This window comes from Caballeronia sp. ATUFL_M2_KS44 (genome assembly GCF_023630965.1).
Lineage (GTDB): Bacteria > Pseudomonadota > Gammaproteobacteria > Burkholderiales > Burkholderiaceae > Caballeronia > Caballeronia concitans.
In genome coordinates, this window is record NZ_JALQEA010000067.1 from 285,584 (window position 1) to 301,599 (window position 16,016).

Below are 16,016 nucleotides of genomic sequence, written 5' to 3' on the forward strand. Positions count from 1 at the left end.
GAACATGGCCGATCTGACTTGCAACATCGCGGGCATTGCATCGCCGAATCCGTTCTGGCTCGCGTCCGCGCCGCCGACCGACAAGGCCTACAACGTGAACCGCGCGTTCGAAGCCGGCTGGGGCGGCGTGGTATGGAAGACGCTCGGTCTCGATCCGCACGTCGTCAACGTGAGTTCGCGCTATGGCGCGGTGCAGTGGAACGGGCAGCGCATCGCGGGACTGAACAACATCGAATTGATCACCGACCGTCCGCTCGACGTGAACCTGCGCGAGATCGCGCAAGTGAAGCGCGACTGGCCTGACCGCGCGCTGATCGTCTCGCTGATGGTCCCGTGCAACGAAAGCGACTGGAAGTGGATTCTGCCGCAAGTGGAAGACACCGGCGCGGATGCCGTGGAGCTGAACTTCGGCTGTCCGCACGGCATGAGCGAGCGCGGCATGGGGGCGGCGGTGGGACAGGTGCCCGAATACGTCGAGATGGTCACGCGCTGGGTCAAGGAAGCGACGAAGCTGCCGTGCCTCGTCAAGCTGACGCCGAACATCAGCGATATCCGCATGGGTTCGCGCGCGGCGTACAAGGGCGGCGCGGACGGCGTGTCGCTCATCAATACGATCAACTCGATCGTCGCGGTGGATCTCGACCAGATGGCGCCGATGCCGACCGTCGATGGCAAGGGCACGCACGGCGGTTATTGCGGACCGGCGGTGAAGCCTATCGCGCTCAACATGGTGGCGGAGATCGCGCGCGACAAGGAAACGCCCAACCTGCCGATCTCCGGCATCGGCGGCATTTCGAACTGGCGCGATGCGGCGGAGTTCATCGTGCTCGGCGCGGGCAGCGTGCAGGTCTGCACGGCGGCGATGCATTACGGCTTCCGGATCGTGTCCGATCTCGCGGACGGCCTCTCGAACTGGATGGACGAAAAAGGCTACGCCACGCTCGACGACATTCGCGGCCGCGCCGTGCCGAACGTCACGGACTGGAAGTACCTCAATCTCAAGTACGACATCAAGGCGCGCATCGATCAGGACAAGTGCATCAAGTGCGGCCTGTGTCATATCGCGTGCGAGGACACGTCGCATCAGGCCATTGCGAAAGAGAAGGACGGCGTGCGTCATTTCGAAGTCATCGATGCGGAATGCGTGGGTTGCAATCTGTGCATGCACGTGTGCCCGGTCGAGCAATGCATCACGATGGAGCGGGTCGATGCCGGCGAATACGCGAACTGGACGACGCATCCGAACAATCCCGCGCGCGTGGACGCCGAAGAGCCCGCCAAAGCCGCATAAACATATAAATCAATTGCAGCGCTCGTCATTTGAACCTCACCGCCGGAGTGCATTTGATGAATCAGACAGCGCATGACTTCGATGTCGAAACACGCAGCAGCTTGTATAACGACGACCTCGCGCCCACGGGCCCCGCGCAGCGCACGTGGAAGTGGTATCACTTCGCGGCGTTGTGGGTCGGCATGGTGATGAACATCGCGTCGTACATGTTGGCGGCGGGACTCACGGAGCAGGGCATGTCGCCGTGGCAGGCGGTCGCGACCGTGCTGCTCGGCAATGTCATCGTGCTCGTGCCCATGTTGCTCATCGGTCATGCGGGCGCGAAGCACGGCATTCCGTATGCGGTGCTCGTGCGTTCGTCGTTCGGCACGCAGGGCGCGAAATTGCCGGCGCTCTTGCGCGCGATCGTGGCGTGCGGCTGGTATGGCATTCAGACGTGGCTCGGCGGCAGCGCCATTTATACGCTGTTGAACATCCTCACCGGTAACGCCCTGCATGGCGCGGCACTGCCGTTTCTCGACATTTCAGTCGGGCAGCTCGCGTGCTTTCTCGCGTTTTGGGCGTTGCAGATCTACTTCATCGTGCACGGGACGGATTCCATTCGCTGGCTCGAAAGCTGGTCGGCGCCGATCAAAGTCGTGATGTGCGTCGTGCTCGTGTGGTGGGCGACGTCGAAGGCGGGCGGCATCGGTTCGATGTTGTCCGCGCCTTCGCAATTCGTCGCGGGCGGCAAGAAAGAGGGATTGTTCTGGGCGACGTTCTGGCCGGGCCTCACGGCGATGGTCGGCTTCTGGGCGACGCTCGCGCTCAACATTCCCGACTTCACGCGCTTCGCACGCTCGCAACGCGATCAGGTGATCGGGCAGTCGATCGGCCTGCCCGCGCCGATGGCCTTGCTCTCGGTCATATCGGTCGTGGTGACGTCGGCGACGGTGGTCATCTATGGCAAGGCCGTGTGGGACCCCATCGATCTGACGAGCCGCATGACGGGCATCGGCGTCGGCGTTGCGCTGGTGATTCTCACGCTCGACACCATGTGCTGCAATCTCGCGGCGAATCTCGTCGGCCCCGCGTATGACTTTTCGAGTCTGTGGCCGAAGGGCATTTCGTATCGCGCGGGCGGCATGATCACGGCCACGATCGCCATCGTCATGATGCCGTGGAAGATTCTCGCGACCACGCAGGGCTATATCTTCACGTGGCTCGTCGGCTACTCGGCGTTGCTCGGACCCGTCGCCGGCATCATGATGGTCGATTACTTCTTCATTCGCGGCACGCGCCTCGATTCGCGCGAACTCTTCGACGAAAACGGCGAATACAGCTACAGCAACGGCTGGAACATGGCGGCGGTCGGTGCCTTGGTGGTCGGCGTCTTGCCGAATCTGCCGGGCTTTCTGCACACGGCGTTTCCCGCTTCGTTTGCCGGCGTGCCCGCTGTTTTCAACACGATTTACACCTACGCGTGGTTCGTCGGCCTCGTGCTGGCGGCCGTCGTCTATGGCTGCTGGATGAAACTGCGCGGAAGCCCGCGCGCGGGAATGATGCGCGCCTAGCCGGCACGCGCGAAACCGAACGTGAATGGAGGAACGTGACGATGCCCATATTGCTTCGCGGCGGAACCATCATCGATGCTGACCGCACCTACCGGTCCGACGTGCTATGCGCCGATCCGCAAGACGGCGGCAAGATTCTCGCGATAGGCGAGAACCTCGACGCGCCATCGAACACGCAACAGATCGACGCCGCCGATCAGTACGTGATGCCCGGCGGCATCGATCCGCACACGCACATGGAACTGCCGTTCATGGGCACGACCGCGAGCGACGACTTCTACACCGGCACCGCGGCGGGGCTGTCGGGCGGCACGACGAGCATCATCGACTTCGTGATTCCGAGCCCGAAAGAGCCGCTCATGGACGCGTTCAGGCAATGGCGCGGCTGGGCCGAGAAGGCATCGGCGGATTATGGCTTTCATGTCGCCGTGACATGGTGGGACGAGTCGGTGCATCGCGACATGGGACTGCTCGTGCACGAACACGGCGTATCGAGCTTCAAGCACTTCATGGCGTACAAGAACGCGATCATGGCCGACGACGAAGTGCTCGTGAACAGCTTCACGCGCTCGCTCGAACTCGGCGCGCTGCCGACGGTTCACGCCGAAAACGGCGAGCTGGTCTTTCAACTGCAGAAGCAACTGCTCGCGAAAGGGTTCAGAGGACCGGAGGCGCATCCGTTGTCGCGTCCGCCGGAAGTCGAAGGCGAGGCCGCGAATCGCGCGATACGCATCGCGCAGGTGCTCGGCGTGCCGATCTACATCGTGCATGTATCGGCGAAAGATGCGGTCGATGTCATCGCGCGCGCACGCAACGATGGTCTGCGTGTCTTCGGCGAAGTGCTGCCGGGACATCTCGTCATCGACGAATCCGTTTATCGCGACCCCGACTGGACGCGCGCGGCCGCACACGTGATGAGTCCGCCGTTCCGCACGGGCGAGCATCGCGAGGCGCTGTGGCGCGGTCTGCAATCCGGGCAGCTTCACACCACGGCGACCGATCATTGCGTGTTCTGCGCATCGCAGAAGGCGATGGGTCGCGAGGACTTCACGAAGATTCCCAACGGATGCGGCGGCGTGGAAGATCGCATGTCGGTGCTGTGGCATCACGGCGTCAACATGGGGCGGCTCACGCCGAACGAATTCGTGCGCGTCACATCGACGAACGCCGCGCAGATTTTCAATCTCTACCCGCGCAAAGGCGCCGTGCAGGTCGGCGCGGATGCCGATCTCGTCGTGTGGGACCCGAAGGCCACGCGAACGATATCCGTGAAGACGCACCATCAAAAGGTCGATTTCAACGTCTTCGAAGGCATGACCGTGCAAGGCGTGGCGACGCACACGCTCACGCGCGGCGCGCTCGTCTGGACCGATGGCGACTTGCGCGCGGTGCGCGGCGCGGGGCAATACCTGAAGCGTCCGCCGAACGCATCGTATTTCGAGGCGGCGCGCGTGGCGAAGAAGTTGCGCGAGCCGCATCCGGTCGAGCGGTGAGTCAATCGGCGACGACGCGTCCTTCGAACTTCAGCATGCCTTCGATACGCGCGGCAACGCGCAGCAGTTTCGCGTCATCGCCGAAAGCGCCGACGATCTGAAAGCCGAGCGGCAGATTCGCATCGCTCCAGCCGGACGGCACATTGACCGCGGGCGCGCCCATGAGACTCCACGGCGCGCAGAAGCGGGCGTCGCCGGTATCGGCGTGTCCGTGCGGCGCTTCACCGCTGGCGGGCAAGGTCACGAGCGCGTCGCAGCCTTGCATCAGCGCGGCGGACTGCGCGCGCACCTGCGCCTGCAACAGCAACGCCTGCTCGTAGCGCGCGAGCGGCATCGCTTCGCCTTCCGCCAGCAGCAGACGCATGTGCTCGCTCATCAGAGCGGGCGCGCGCGCGGCGACATCGCCGATGGCGCGATACGCCTCGACGGCGAGAATCGTCAGCGTCGCTTCGCGCATGTGCGGAAGATCGGCGCCATAGTCCAGCTCGACGATACGCGCGCCGCCTTCGCTCAACGTGCGCAGCGATGCATCGAAGTTGGCGCGTTGATGCGGCGCGACCAGCTCGTCCCAGAACGGCGTGCGAACGACGCCGAGCGTGAGCGCGGACGCGCTGCGCGCAAAGTGATCGCGCCATGCCGCTTCGCTTTCGACCGCTTGCGGCGCGCCACCGACGAACAACGCATGCGCGATCGCCACGTCTTCGACCGAGCGCGCGAAAAAGCCCACGTGATCGAGCGATGCCGCCAGCGGATGCACGCCTTCTGTCGGCACCGCGCGATACGACGGCTTGTAGCCGACGACGCCGCAATACGCGGCCGGGCGAATGATCGATCCGACCGTCTGCGTGCCGATGGCGAGCGGCACGATGCCCGCCGCGACCGCCGCCGCCGATCCGCTCGACGAGCCGCCCGGCGTGTGCGCGCGGTTCCAGGGATTCACGGTCGCCGCCGGTCCGCGCCACGCGAACTCGGTGGTCGCGGTCTTGCCGAAGACCGTGCCGCCGAGCGCGCGGATCATCGCGACGATGCGCGCGTCATGCTCGGGCCGATGCGCATCGTAAGCCGGCGAGCCGTAGCGCGTCGGCATGCCGGCGGTATCGGCGAGATCCTTGACGCCGATAGGCACGCCCGCGAGCGGACGCGCAACGGCATCGCTTAGATCGTACCGGTCCGGACGATGCACGAACGCGCGAAGCCACGGCTCCAGCGCATCGGCGCGGGCCTGCGCATTCAGCAGCGTGGCACGCGCGGCGGCTTCGTCGTTACGATTCGCGAGCAGGGCTGCGAGCAATGAGGGCGCGGGTCGATTCATCGTCACTTGCTCGTGGCTGCGGCGAACGTGTTGTCGACGCCGTTCGCATACGTGATCGCGCCGGGCTTGATGTTGCCGATCGACTCCTGCAGATCGAGCGCATTGCGAAACGCCTGCTCGGAAATGCCGGGCGTGGCCGCGTAGATCTTCTGGTCGATGAGACGCTGAACCGCCGAATCCACGATCTTCGGATCGAGCGACGGAAACTCGGCGCGCGCGACGCTCTTCGCGGTGTCGTGCGATTGCTGAATCAGCGCTTCGGCTTCGCCGATCGACTTCACGAACGCGGCGACCATCTTCGGCTTGCTCTTGACGGTGGAGGCGAGCGTGTCGATGGTCGAGAACGCGTAGCCGCCGGGATACGCTTTCGGGAACGCATACACGATGCGGTAGCCCTGTGCCAGCCCCGTTTCCGCTTGCGGCATATAAAGCGCGGCGGCTTCCGAGCGGCCCGCCGTCACCGGCGCGAGTTCGGTGCCGATCTGCACGGTGTTCATCTTCACGTCCGCGAGCTTCTGTTCGCTGATGAGCCGTTGCAGCAGATACGTGCTCGTCGACGGCGGCAGCGCGGTCGCCACGCTCTTGCCCGCGAGGTCGCCGACGCCCTTGACCGTCGAATCCTTCGGCGTGATGACCCATACCGGCACGCCCGCGACGACATTGGCGACGTTCACGAGCGATGCGCCCTTGAGGTTCGCGAGCATCGCGGTCATCGGGTCTTGCAGCGAGAAATCCGCGTGACCGCCGATCACCGCCGCGACGCCCGCCGCGCCGCTGCCCGCCGTGACCTTCTGCACGGCGAGGCCGTTCTTCTCGAAGATGCCCTTGTCGATGGCCACGTAGAGCGGCAGATACTGGATCGACTGAAACGCCTGATAGATCACGACCGGCTCGGCGGCCTGCGCGCATGTCGCGCCGATTCCGGATGCCACCACGCAGGCGGCCGCGATGCTGTTGAGCAGAGCGTGAGTCTTCTTCATTTTTTCTTCCAGGAAATAATCTTCGCTTCCGCGAATTGAACGATCCAGCTGAGAACCGAGGCCATCAGGGTCAGCACGATGATGCCGAGCCAGACGGTGTTGAGATCGAAAAGCGAGCCCGCGACGAACACCGCGTGACCGAGCCCCGACTGCGATGCGATGTATTCGCCGACGACCGCGCCGATCAGCGCGAAGCCGATGTTCACGCGCAGGGTCGAGAAGATCCACGGCAGCGCGCTCGGAACGATGAGCTTCGCGAAGATCATCGACGGTCTCGCCTTGAACGACTTGAACAGATTGAGCAGGTCCTTGTCGACTTCGCGCGCGGCGGCGCACGACGAGATCATCGCGACGGCGAATGTGGAGATGCCGGCGAGCCAGATCTTCGACGAGGCGTCCGAGCCGAACCAGATCACGATGAGCGGCCCGAGCGCGATCTTCGGAATGCTGTTGAGGATGACGGACAATCCTTCGGCGACGCCCGAAACCGCCGGCAGAAACCACAGCAGAAGGCCCAAGCCGATGCCGAGACCGCTGCCGATGGCGAGGCCCGCCAGCGTTTCGTAGAGCGTGACCCACGTGTCGTATGCGAGCGTGCCTTGCGTCGCGCCGATGACGGCGGCCTCGTAGATGCCGGACGGCGAGCCGAGCAGCTTGCCGTTGATCCAGCCCGCGCTGACGGCGAGTTGCCACGCGACGACCAGCACCACGACGATGCCGACGACGGCGCCCGTCGTGCCGAGTTTGGCGGGCGCGCGGCGCACGGCTTTCTTCTGCGCGACGCCGGTGGAGAGAACGGCTTCAGTCATGGACGGCTCCTGCTGGCATGCTTGATTGAGCGGCTTCGGCGCTATGGGACGTGACGTGTCCGCGCAAGCCGTTCCAGATTCGCGCGTGATAGCCGCGGAATTCGGGCGCCTCGCGCGCGGAGACAGCGGTGCGCGGTCCATGCGTCGTCAACTCGATCTCGATCTGGTCTTCGATGCGCGCGGGACGCCCGCCGAGCAGGATCACGCGATCGCTCATCGCGATGGCTTCTTCGATGTCGTGCGTGACGAGCACGACGCTCGTGCCGCTTCGCACACTCAGCGCGATGATGTCGTCCTCCAGCGCGAGACGCGTTTCGTAGTCGAGCGCGGAGAAGGGTTCGTCGAGCAGCACGAGCGTCGGATCGACGAGCAATGTGCGGGTGAGCGCCACGCGCTGTCGCATGCCGCCCGAAAGCGAATGCGGATACGCATCCGCGACGGCGCCGAGCCCGTAGCGCGCGAGCATTTGCCGCGCGGAAGCGACATCATCGGGCCGCACTTTGCGATACAACTCGATGCCGAGCAGCGCGTTCTGCAGCACCGTGCGCCACGGCATCATCAAGTCTTTCTGCAACATGTAGGCGATGCGGCCCGCTTCGCCATCCGCGCGTTGGCCGACCGATATCACGCCTGATTGCGGCGTGAGCAGGCCGGAGATGAGATTGAAGAGGGTGCTCTTGCCCGCGCCGCTTCGTCCGACGATCGACACGATCTCGCCATGTTTTACGGAGAAGTCGAGTCTGTCGAAGATGGTCACGGTCGAGCCGTCGGGCGATTCGAAACCGTGAGTGAGTTGCCGCACGCGCAGCGGCTCGGAGACCGTATTGACTGCGGTTGCGTTCGATCCCTTCATGTCGTTCCTCGCAAGGTCTCGTACAAGTGAAGTAGCTGCTGAATTGCATGATGCACAATCAAAAATAAGAAGCTGTCCTTGTCAAAAAAAGCTTCTGCTTTGGTGCGCGGGTCGCAAAGGGTGCGCCGGTGCGCCAGAGGGGTGCCGCCGCGCAGTTGGAGTGCGGATGATTGGGCGGATCGGTGCGCGATGTAGTCGTCGTGGTGCGTGACGACGAAAGATTCAGGCCTCTTGCGCCGATTCGGCACGGAGAAGGAGCGGCGCATTCCCGGTTATCGGGAATGCCGCATTGCGCCGGCGAGCGGCAATGAACGTGGATTCAATGCCGGCGGGTCGCCGCTGAATGATGCTTCGGTAGAGGATGCGCGGATCGAGCGCTGATGGCCGATCGATATCGCGAGGTGATATGCCGCTCGCAGGCTTGACGCAGATGCGCGGTCGCTCAGGCATCGAAGCAGATCGATGCCGCGACTCTATTCGTTCGATGCAGACGCGATCGCGCCCATGAAGTCGATGAAGCCGGTCACTTTCCGAAACCGACTTTCCTCGTCACACAAGCTCCTCGGTCTGACGCATTCGCGGCAGCATCCGGTCGAACTCGCGCTTGACGATGCCATAGCACTCGCAGGCGTTGGCCTCCAGTGCGGCGCGGTCCAGCACCTTGATGCAGCCGCGGCTGTTATGGACGAGCCCTGCATCATGCAACTTCCCGGCGGCCTCGGTGACGCCTTCGCGACGCACGCCCAGCATGTCGGCGATCAGTTGTTGCGTCACGCGCATTTCGTCCGACCGGGTGCGATCGGACTGAATGAGCAGCCAGCGGCAAAGCTGCTTGCTGAGCGTATGGTGACGATTGCACGCAGCCGTCTGCGCCACCTGCGTCAAAAGCGCCTGCATATACAGGAGCGTGATGCGCCGCAGGAAGTCGGAACGGCCGAAGTGCTGACGCAGCGCGTTCGCGCTCATGCGATAAGCGGACCCTGCGCCTTGAACCTGGACGCGGGTCGGCATCGTATCGCCGCCGGTAAGCACCGGCACGCCGGTCATTCCCTCGCGGCCGACTGCGGCGACTTCGACGCAGCCGCCGTCTTCCATCGTGTGCAACAGAGTGACGACAGCCGTGATTGGAAAGTAGACGTGATGGATGCGTTTTCCGGAGTCGCAAAGCAACTGTCCCGTGCGTAACTGGACAAGCTCCAGATCGCACGCGATCGCCTGCCATTCATGTCCAGGAAGTGCGCCTAGTAAGTGGTTTCCGTGCAGGTCCGACTGAAGGGTCAACATACTCTCTCGTTGGTCTATGCGTCTCGCGCTTCTCATTTTCCGGCCCACTCTCCGTTCGCGATTGCTGAATCGCTGAAGTGGCGGCCGGCCCCTTGCACTATCGCGCTGTCCGCTCGCAGACAGTGCCGACTGTTTTCATGTGCTTGGGTCATACATAAGCGAGAGCCGTGCCAAACATCATACGAGCGGACCAATTGAAAAATGGACTCATTTAGACATACGAGTTTTGATTCATTTATGAATCGGCTATTTGAGCGTTTGAGGCCGGTTTAAACATATTCAAGGAAATGCGACTGATGTTTAACGTTTGCGAACTCACTCCGATCGATTACTTCTATGAGACGGCACGCGTCGATTCACCGCCGCCGGCGAATCGAGAAATGTTGCATGCGGGAATCAAACGCTGGCTGGCGAGCGACGCGTCGAAAGTGACGGTCAGCCGGGTCGAGCGGTTCATGACGCTCGTGGATTGCAACGCGCTACGTAGAAGATGCACGGCGGCGAAAATCTTGCACGCGCTGAATTGCTGTTAGCCGCATGGCGATGCCCCGGTTCGAGGGCCCGAATTCCCAGAGGCATTCGCCACGCGAAAGACGCGTCAGGCGTAGCGCGCTTCGTCGAGATCGGCGATGAGCGTCGGACCCGTCGGCTTCCAGCCGAGGCGCGCCTGCGTCAGCGCGCTCGACGCCGGCATGTCCAGACCGACGAACATCGCCATCCAGCCGAAATGCGCGGCTGCATCGCCGGGAGAAATGGACGTGACCGGCAACTTCAGCCCGCGTCCGAGCGCTTCGGCGATCGCGCGGCTCGCGATGCCTTCCTCGCCGACCGCGTGATAACGCGCGCCGCTTTGCGCTTTCTCGACGGCGAGCCGGTAGAGACGCGCGGCATCGGACACATGGCCCGCCGGCCAGCGATTGGCGCCATCGCCCACATAAGCGACGACGCCCTTGTCGCGCGCAATGCCGATAAGCGGCGTGATGAGCCCCTGCTTCAACGGATCGTGAACCTGGGGCAGTCTCACCACCGACACGTTGATGCCCGCATCGAGCAGTGCGTTGCCCGCCAGTTCGGAGGCGATGCGCGGATTCGGATGACGCGTGTTGAAGACGTCCTCGCTCGCGGGTTCGCCGTGCTCGCCGCTGCCCATGCCGGTCCCCGACGTGATGACGAGCGGACGATTCGTGCCCGCGAGCGCCGATCCGAGCGCGGCGATGGCGCGCTTGTCCTTCTCGCAGTTCTCGACGAAGCGCGAGAAATCATGATCGAAGGCCGTGTGGATGACGGCATCGGCCTGCACCGCGCCGCGCGCGAGGCTCTCCGGATCTTCCAGCGTGCCGCGATGCACTTGCGCGCCCGCATCTTCGAGCGCCTGCGCGCCCGCGTCCGAACGCGTCATGCCGATAACGCGATGGCCCGCGCCGATCAGTTCGTGAACCACGGCCGAGCCGATGAAACCGGTCGCGCCCGTCAAAAAAATTCGCATGGTGAAGCTCCCTGGTGGAATGGCGTTCACTATCCGATGTTTTTTTATCCCGTTAAAGTAGTGACGTCATCCTATTAAAGCGACTAACAGGGTTTTCATGTCAGTGGACACGGCGAGATCGCTGGGCGATTTTCTGCGCAGCCGGCGTGCGCGCCTCGATCCGGCGGGCTTCGGTTTTGCCGGACGCCGGCGCACGCCCGGCCTGCGCCGCGAAGAGGTCGCGCAGCGCGCGAACATCAGTCCGACCTGGTACACGTGGCTGGAGCAGGGACGCGGCGGCGCGCCGTCGGCGGATGTGCTGGAGCGCATTTGCGGCGCGCTCATGCTCACCGATGCCGAGCGCGAACATCTCTTCATGCTCGGGCTGGGCCGGCCGCCGGAAGTCCGCTACCGGTCCGCCGATGGCGTCAGTCCGCGGCTTCAGCGTCTGCTCGATTCATTGCAGTCGAGTCCGGCGATCGTCAAGACGCCGACGTGGGACGTCGTCGCGTGGAATCGCGCGGCGGCCGTCGTGCTGACCGATTACAGCGCGCTGCCGCCCGGCGAGCGCAATATCCTGCGGTTCCTGTTCCGCAATCCCGATGTGCGCGCGCGTCAGCACGACTGGGAAAGCGTCGCGCGCTTCGTCGTCGGCGCGTTCAGGGCGGATGTGGCGCGCGCGGGTCTCGTCTCGGAAGTCGGCGATCTCGTCGAGGAACTCCGCCGCGCGAGCCCCGAATTCGATGCGCTCTGGCGCGACAACGAAGTGCACACGCATGAAGAAGGCGGCGGCATCAAGCGGCTCAAGCATCCGGCGCTCGGATCGGTCGAACTGGAATATTCGGCGTTTTCCGTCGATGGCAGGCCGGATCTCGGCATGATCGTCTACACGCCGGTCGACCGCGCGATGGCCGAGCGAATCGGCCAGCTCGCCGCGAGCGCGTGACGCTTCAGAACTTCTCCACCCACGGCCGCAATTCGATTTCCCACGACCACGCGCTGCGATGCTGGCGCAGCACATCGAGATAAGTTTGCGCGATGGCGTCGGGATCGAGCGTGCTGTCGGGCGCGTCGGGCGGATCGGCGCGATGTTCCGCGCGCACGCCGCCGTCGATCACGAAATGCGCGACGTGGATGCCCTTCGGCGCGAGTTCGCGCGCCGCGCTTTGCGCGAGGCCGCGCAGCGCGAACTTGCCCATCGCGAAGGGCGCGGACAGCGCGTAGCCCTTGACGCCCGCGGTCGCGCCCGTCAGCAGGATCGCGCCCTTGCCGGCGGCAATCATGCGACGCGCGGCCTGCTGAACGGCGTGGAACGCGCCGAGCGCCGAGACGGCGACCGCCTTCGCGACTTCCTCGGCATCGAGTTCCGCGATGGGTCCGCGCACGCGCCCGCTCGCGTTGTAGACGACGACTTCCGGCGCGCCGATGCGCGCTTCGGTTTCGGCGAAGAGCGCTTCCATTTGACCGGCGTCGGATGCATCGACGGGCAGGGGAATCGCGCCGGTTTCATCGACGAGCGCCGCGAGCTTTTCGACATTGCGTGCGGCGATGACGACCGGAATGTTTTCGGCGCGCAAACGCCGCGTGAGAGAGCCGCTGATGCCGGGCCCGGCACCAACGATGAGGGCGCTGCGGTAGGGAAGTGTGCTCATGGCCATGCGGGTCGACGGGTGAGAGGCGGGCGTCGCGACGTCACATCGACTATCGCCACGTGCCGGGCTTTTGGGCATTTTAGGCGACTGAGCGCTTCTCGCATTGCAGGTGCGACTCGTCGGCGAACGCGATGGCACATCATCTGCTCTCGATCAAGGTCGCCATCACGCTGCCCGCCCGACTCATGGATGCCCGCAAAAACAAGCCTCGCAACACCGAATCGTCTCCGACCGCCGCTTTCACGGGCTTCGTGCGCGTGCGCGGCGCGCGCGAGCACAATCTGAAGAACGTCGACGTCGATGTGCCGCGCGACGCGCTCGTCGTCTTCACGGGCGTGTCCGGCTCGGGCAAGTCATCGCTTGCGTTCGGCACCTTGTATGCGGAGGCGCAGCGGCGCTATTTCGAGTCCGTCGCGCCGTATGCGCGGCGGCTGATCGAACAGGTGGGCGTGCCGGAGGTCGATTCCATCGAAGGTCTGCCGCCCGCCGTCGCGCTTCAGCAGCAGCGTGGCGCGCCGAACGCGCGGTCGTCGGTCGGCAGCGTGACGACGCTTTCCAGCCTCGTGCGCATGCTCTACTCGCGCACCGGCAGCTACCCGCCGAAGCAGCCGATGCTGTATGCCGAAGACTTCTCGCCGAACACGGTCCAGGGCGCGTGCCCGGTTTGTCATGGACTCGGACGCGTGTACGAAGTCACCGAAAAGTCGATGGTGCCCGACGACACCCTCACGATCCGCGAACGCGCCATTGCCGCATGGCCGCCCGCGTGGCACGGGCAGAATCTGCGCGACATCCTCGTGACGCTGGGCTTCGACGTGGACAAACCGTGGCGTGACTTGCCGAAGAAGGATCGCGACTGGATTCTCTTCACGGAAGAATCGCCGACCGTGCCGGTCTATGCCGGCCTCACGCCGAAGGAAACGCAGGCGGCGCTGAAGCGCGGCGCGGAGCCGAGCTATCAGGGCACGTTCACGGGCGCGCGCCGCTATATCCTGCACACGTTCGCGCACACGCAAAGCGCGCTCATGAAGAAGCGCGTCTCGCGTTTCATGGTCGGCAGCGACTGCGCTGCGTGTCACGGCAAGCGGCTGAAGAAGGAGGCGTTGTCGGTGACCTTCGCGGGACTCGATATCGCCGAGTTTTCGCGGTTGCCGCTCAGCCGACTGGCCGAACTGCTCGGCCCGATCGCGCGCGGCGAATGGCCTGAATCCGATGCCGGCGGCCACGTGCTGAACCGCGATGCGCGGCGCGCGGCGACGGCCAGGCGCGTGGCGGCGGGCGGATCGGCGCACAAGGCCGCGCCCGATGTGCGCGCCACGCCCAATCTCTCCGACGAGAAACGCGCCGCCGCCGAACGGATCGCGGCGGAATTGCTGGAGCGCATCGACACGCTGACCGATCTCGGCCTGGGCTATCTCTCGCTCGATCGCGCCACGCCGACGCTGTCATCGGGCGAACTCCAGCGCCTGCGGCTCGCGACGCAACTGGCTTCGCAGCTTTTTGGCGTCGTGTATGTGCTCGACGAGCCATCGGCCGGCCTGCATCCCGCCGACAGCGAAGCGCTTTTCGCCGCCTTGCAGCGCCTGAAATCGGCGGGCAATTCGCTCTTCGTGATCGAACACGATCTCAACACCATGCGCCGCGCGGACTGGCTCGTGGATGTCGGTCCCGCGGCGGGCGAGCGGGGCGGCGAAGTGCTCTACAGCGGGCCGCCTGCGGGACTCGCCGGCGTCGAGGCATCGCAGACGCGCACGCATCTGTTCGGCGAACGCGAGCGACGGTCGCGCGAGCCGCGCAAGGCGCGCGGCTGGCTGCGGATCGCGGACATCAGGCGCAACAATCTGCATGGCATCGATGCGGCGTTCCCGCTCGGCTGCTTCACGACGGTGACGGGCATCTCCGGCTCGGGCAAGTCGAGCCTCGTGAGTCAGGCGCTGCCCGAACTCGTCGCGGAACGGCTCGGCCGCTCGCTCGACGATCCCGGCGACGAGGACAAGGACCCGCTGCTCGCGAGCGTCGAAACGACGGCGGACGGGCGGATCGTCGAAGGCATGGAGACCGTGAAGCGCCTCGTGCGCGTCGATCAGAAACCGATTGGCCGCACGCCGCGTTCCAATCTCGCGACCTACACGGGATTGTTCGACCACGTCCGCAAGCTCTTCGCCGATACGCCCGCCGCGCGCAAGCGCCGCTACGGCGCGGGCCGCTTCTCGTTCAATGTCGCGCAGGGGCGCTGCCCGACGTGCGAAGGCGAAGGCTTCGTGAGCGTGGAACTGCTGTTTCTGCCGAGCGTGTACACGTCATGCTCGACCTGTCACGGCTCGCGCTATAACCCGCAGACGCTGGAAATCGAATGGCGCGGCAAGAACATCGCGGACGTGCTGGGCATGAGCGTGGACGCCGCCTGTGATTTCTTCGCCGATGAACCCGCCGTGATGCGCGCGCTCGGCGTCTTGCGCGACATCGGCCTGGGTTATCTGCGGCTCGGCCAGCCTGCGACGGAACTGTCGGGCGGCGAGGCGCAGCGCATCAAGCTGGCGACGGAACTGCAACGCGCGCATCGCGCGGACACGCTGTATATCCTCGATGAGCCGACGACCGGCTTGCATCCTACCGACGTGGACCGTCTGATGACGCAACTGCAGGGCCTCGTCGATGCGGGCAATACCGTGGTGGTCGTGGAACATGACATGCGGGTCGCGGCTGCGAGCGACTGGGTGATCGACATCGGACCGGGCGCGGGGGAAAACGGCGGCACGATCGTGGCGGCGGGCGAACCGGGCGTCGTCGCACGGCATGCGGGGAGTCGCACGGCGCATTATTTGCGCGAAGCGGCGCGTGGTGAGGAAGCGATGTGAGAGTTGCTACGGTCGGATTCGGTCACGTCGGTCATGGTGGTACAGCTATCTGTCGCCGACTCGTGATGGTCACAGTCGTGGTCATGGTTCGCGCTCCGGAAACGCTTGTCTGGCCACGAACCTACGGCAAGATGCGACATCTCTACTTAGCAGAAACACGACATTTGAACTTGGGACCTACATCAGTGTCACGGCCAAATACAAATGTCGGGGTGCGGGCCAAATACAGATGTCGTATCTATCCAGGATTTTTGCGCTCACGCAGTGTTGAAGAAAGCGGGTTGAACGGGCAGGGCGCGGGTGGATGGACTTCACGGTTTGTTGACCGCGGAGTTATCTTTTGTTGACGTGGCGCCGCCTTTGTGTTCATGCAGCGCCTTCATCGTTGCCTCCAGGTCCTGTTGCGTGAGTTCGCGCTGTTTCTTCGTGCCGGCTGCGCGGCGTGGCGTGCGTACCTCCGCGCCGC

General features: G+C 64.5%; 14 protein-coding genes. 5 read left to right on the top strand and 9 right to left on the bottom strand.

The features are described 5' to 3' along the window. The first annotated feature begins 4 nt into the window (after positions 1-4). Genes preA through hydA form a run of 3 tightly spaced genes read left to right on the top strand, consistent with a single transcriptional unit; the run spans position 5 to position 4,337 of the window. A complete protein-coding gene (gene preA / locus NCR39_RS28940; protein WP_250456218.1) occupies positions 5-1,291 on the top strand; it encodes an NAD-dependent dihydropyrimidine dehydrogenase subunit PreA in 1,287 nt (428 codons plus the stop codon). Between the two features lie 56 nt (positions 1,292-1,347). Beyond that, complete coding sequence (locus NCR39_RS28945; RefSeq protein ID WP_250456219.1) at positions 1,348-2,844, top strand: NCS1 family nucleobase:cation symporter-1; 1,497 nt, start codon at positions 1,348-1,350, stop codon at positions 2,842-2,844. A gap of 41 nt (positions 2,845-2,885) precedes the next feature. Further along, positions 2,886-4,337, top strand: coding sequence for a dihydropyrimidinase (gene hydA, locus NCR39_RS28950; protein WP_250456220.1), 1,452 nt, complete (start codon positions 2,886-2,888; stop codon positions 4,335-4,337). A 1-nt stretch (position 4,338) separates the two neighbouring features. Here the strand turns inward: hydA and NCR39_RS28955 are convergent, their stop codons facing one another. The 8 genes from NCR39_RS28955 to NCR39_RS28985 form a co-directional block, all read right to left on the bottom strand. Continuing rightward, positions 4,339-5,649 (bottom strand): amidase, encoded by a 1,311-nt coding sequence (locus tag NCR39_RS28955; protein WP_250456221.1) that lies wholly within the window; start codon positions 5,647-5,649, stop codon positions 4,339-4,341. A 2-nt stretch (positions 5,650-5,651) separates the two neighbouring features. Continuing rightward, positions 5,652-6,629, bottom strand: coding sequence for an ABC transporter substrate-binding protein (locus tag NCR39_RS28960; RefSeq protein ID WP_250456222.1), 978 nt, complete (start codon positions 6,627-6,629; stop codon positions 5,652-5,654). Next, positions 6,626-7,438, bottom strand: coding sequence for an ABC transporter permease (locus tag NCR39_RS28965; RefSeq protein ID WP_250456223.1), 813 nt, complete (start codon positions 7,436-7,438; stop codon positions 6,626-6,628). Before NCR39_RS28965 ends, NCR39_RS28960 begins: the two co-directional genes overlap by 4 nt. Continuing rightward, entirely contained in the window at positions 7,431-8,291 is an 861-nt protein-coding gene (locus NCR39_RS28970; protein WP_250456224.1) for an ABC transporter ATP-binding protein, read from the bottom strand. The genes NCR39_RS28965 and NCR39_RS28970 overlap by 8 nt, the downstream gene beginning before the upstream one ends. Then, positions 8,288-8,557: a hypothetical protein gene (locus NCR39_RS28975; protein WP_250456225.1), complete on the bottom strand. Its 270-nt coding sequence runs from the start codon at positions 8,555-8,557 to the stop codon at positions 8,288-8,290. Before NCR39_RS28975 ends, NCR39_RS28970 begins: the two co-directional genes overlap by 4 nt. Before the next feature lie 283 nt (positions 8,558-8,840). Continuing rightward, on the bottom strand, positions 8,841-9,575 hold the full coding sequence (locus tag NCR39_RS28980) for a Crp/Fnr family transcriptional regulator (RefSeq protein WP_250456226.1): 735 nt from the start codon (positions 9,573-9,575) through the stop codon (positions 8,841-8,843). Between the two features lie 334 nt (positions 9,576-9,909). Then, the gene (locus tag NCR39_RS29720; protein WP_284507398.1) at positions 9,910-10,032 is read right to left on the bottom strand and encodes a hypothetical protein; all 123 of its coding nucleotides are present in this window, start codon (positions 10,030-10,032) and stop codon (positions 9,910-9,912) included. Between the two features lie 141 nt (positions 10,033-10,173). Next, a complete protein-coding gene (locus NCR39_RS28985) occupies positions 10,174-11,061 on the bottom strand; it encodes an SDR family oxidoreductase (RefSeq protein ID WP_250456227.1) in 888 nt (295 codons plus the stop codon). A gap of 97 nt (positions 11,062-11,158) precedes the next feature. On the opposite strand from NCR39_RS28985, the gene NCR39_RS28990 reads away from it, so the two are divergent. Beyond that, entirely contained in the window at positions 11,159-11,986 is an 828-nt protein-coding gene (locus NCR39_RS28990; RefSeq protein ID WP_250456228.1) for a helix-turn-helix transcriptional regulator, read from the top strand. 4 nt (positions 11,987-11,990) lie between these two features. Here the strand turns inward: NCR39_RS28990 and NCR39_RS28995 are convergent, their stop codons facing one another. Continuing rightward, positions 11,991-12,692, bottom strand: a complete 702-nt coding sequence (locus NCR39_RS28995) for an SDR family NAD(P)-dependent oxidoreductase (RefSeq protein ID WP_250456229.1) — start codon at positions 12,690-12,692, stop codon at positions 11,991-11,993. A gap of 185 nt (positions 12,693-12,877) precedes the next feature. On the opposite strand from NCR39_RS28995, the gene NCR39_RS29000 reads away from it, so the two are divergent. After that, on the top strand, positions 12,878-15,550 hold the full coding sequence (locus NCR39_RS29000) for an excinuclease ABC subunit UvrA (protein WP_250456244.1): 2,673 nt from the start codon (positions 12,878-12,880) through the stop codon (positions 15,548-15,550). The last annotated feature ends 466 nt before the right edge of the window (positions 15,551-16,016 follow it).

Excerpts from the sequence above, each read along its gene's own strand:
- preA (WP_250456218.1), top strand. The coding sequence starts at position 5 with ATGGCCGATCTGACTTGCAACATCGCGGGCATTGCATCGCCGAATCCG.
- NCR39_RS28945 (WP_250456219.1), top strand. The coding sequence starts at position 1,348 with ATGAATCAGACAGCGCATGACTTCGATGTCGAAACACGCAGCAGCTTG.
- hydA (WP_250456220.1), top strand. The coding sequence starts at position 2,886 with ATGCCCATATTGCTTCGCGGCGGAACCATCATCGATGCTGACCGCACC.
- NCR39_RS28955 (WP_250456221.1), bottom strand. The coding sequence starts at position 5,649 with ATGAATCGACCCGCGCCCTCATTGCTCGCAGCCCTGCTCGCGAATCGT.
- NCR39_RS28960 (WP_250456222.1), bottom strand. The coding sequence starts at position 6,629 with ATGAAGAAGACTCACGCTCTGCTCAACAGCATCGCGGCCGCCTGCGTG.
- NCR39_RS28965 (WP_250456223.1), bottom strand. The coding sequence starts at position 7,438 with ATGACTGAAGCCGTTCTCTCCACCGGCGTCGCGCAGAAGAAAGCCGTG.
- NCR39_RS28970 (WP_250456224.1), bottom strand. The coding sequence starts at position 8,291 with ATGAAGGGATCGAACGCAACCGCAGTCAATACGGTCTCCGAGCCGCTG.
- NCR39_RS28975 (WP_250456225.1), bottom strand. The coding sequence starts at position 8,557 with ATGCGCCGCTCCTTCTCCGTGCCGAATCGGCGCAAGAGGCCTGAATCT.
- NCR39_RS28980 (WP_250456226.1), bottom strand. The coding sequence starts at position 9,575 with ATGTTGACCCTTCAGTCGGACCTGCACGGAAACCACTTACTAGGCGCA.
- NCR39_RS29720 (WP_284507398.1), bottom strand. The coding sequence starts at position 10,032 with ATGAACCGCTCGACCCGGCTGACCGTCACTTTCGACGCGTCGCTCGCC.
- NCR39_RS28985 (WP_250456227.1), bottom strand. The coding sequence starts at position 11,061 with ATGCGAATTTTTTTGACGGGCGCGACCGGTTTCATCGGCTCGGCCGTG.
- NCR39_RS28990 (WP_250456228.1), top strand. The coding sequence starts at position 11,159 with ATGTCAGTGGACACGGCGAGATCGCTGGGCGATTTTCTGCGCAGCCGG.
- NCR39_RS28995 (WP_250456229.1), bottom strand. The coding sequence starts at position 12,692 with ATGAGCACACTTCCCTACCGCAGCGCCCTCATCGTTGGTGCCGGGCCC.
- NCR39_RS29000 (WP_250456244.1), top strand. The coding sequence starts at position 12,878 with ATGGATGCCCGCAAAAACAAGCCTCGCAACACCGAATCGTCTCCGACC.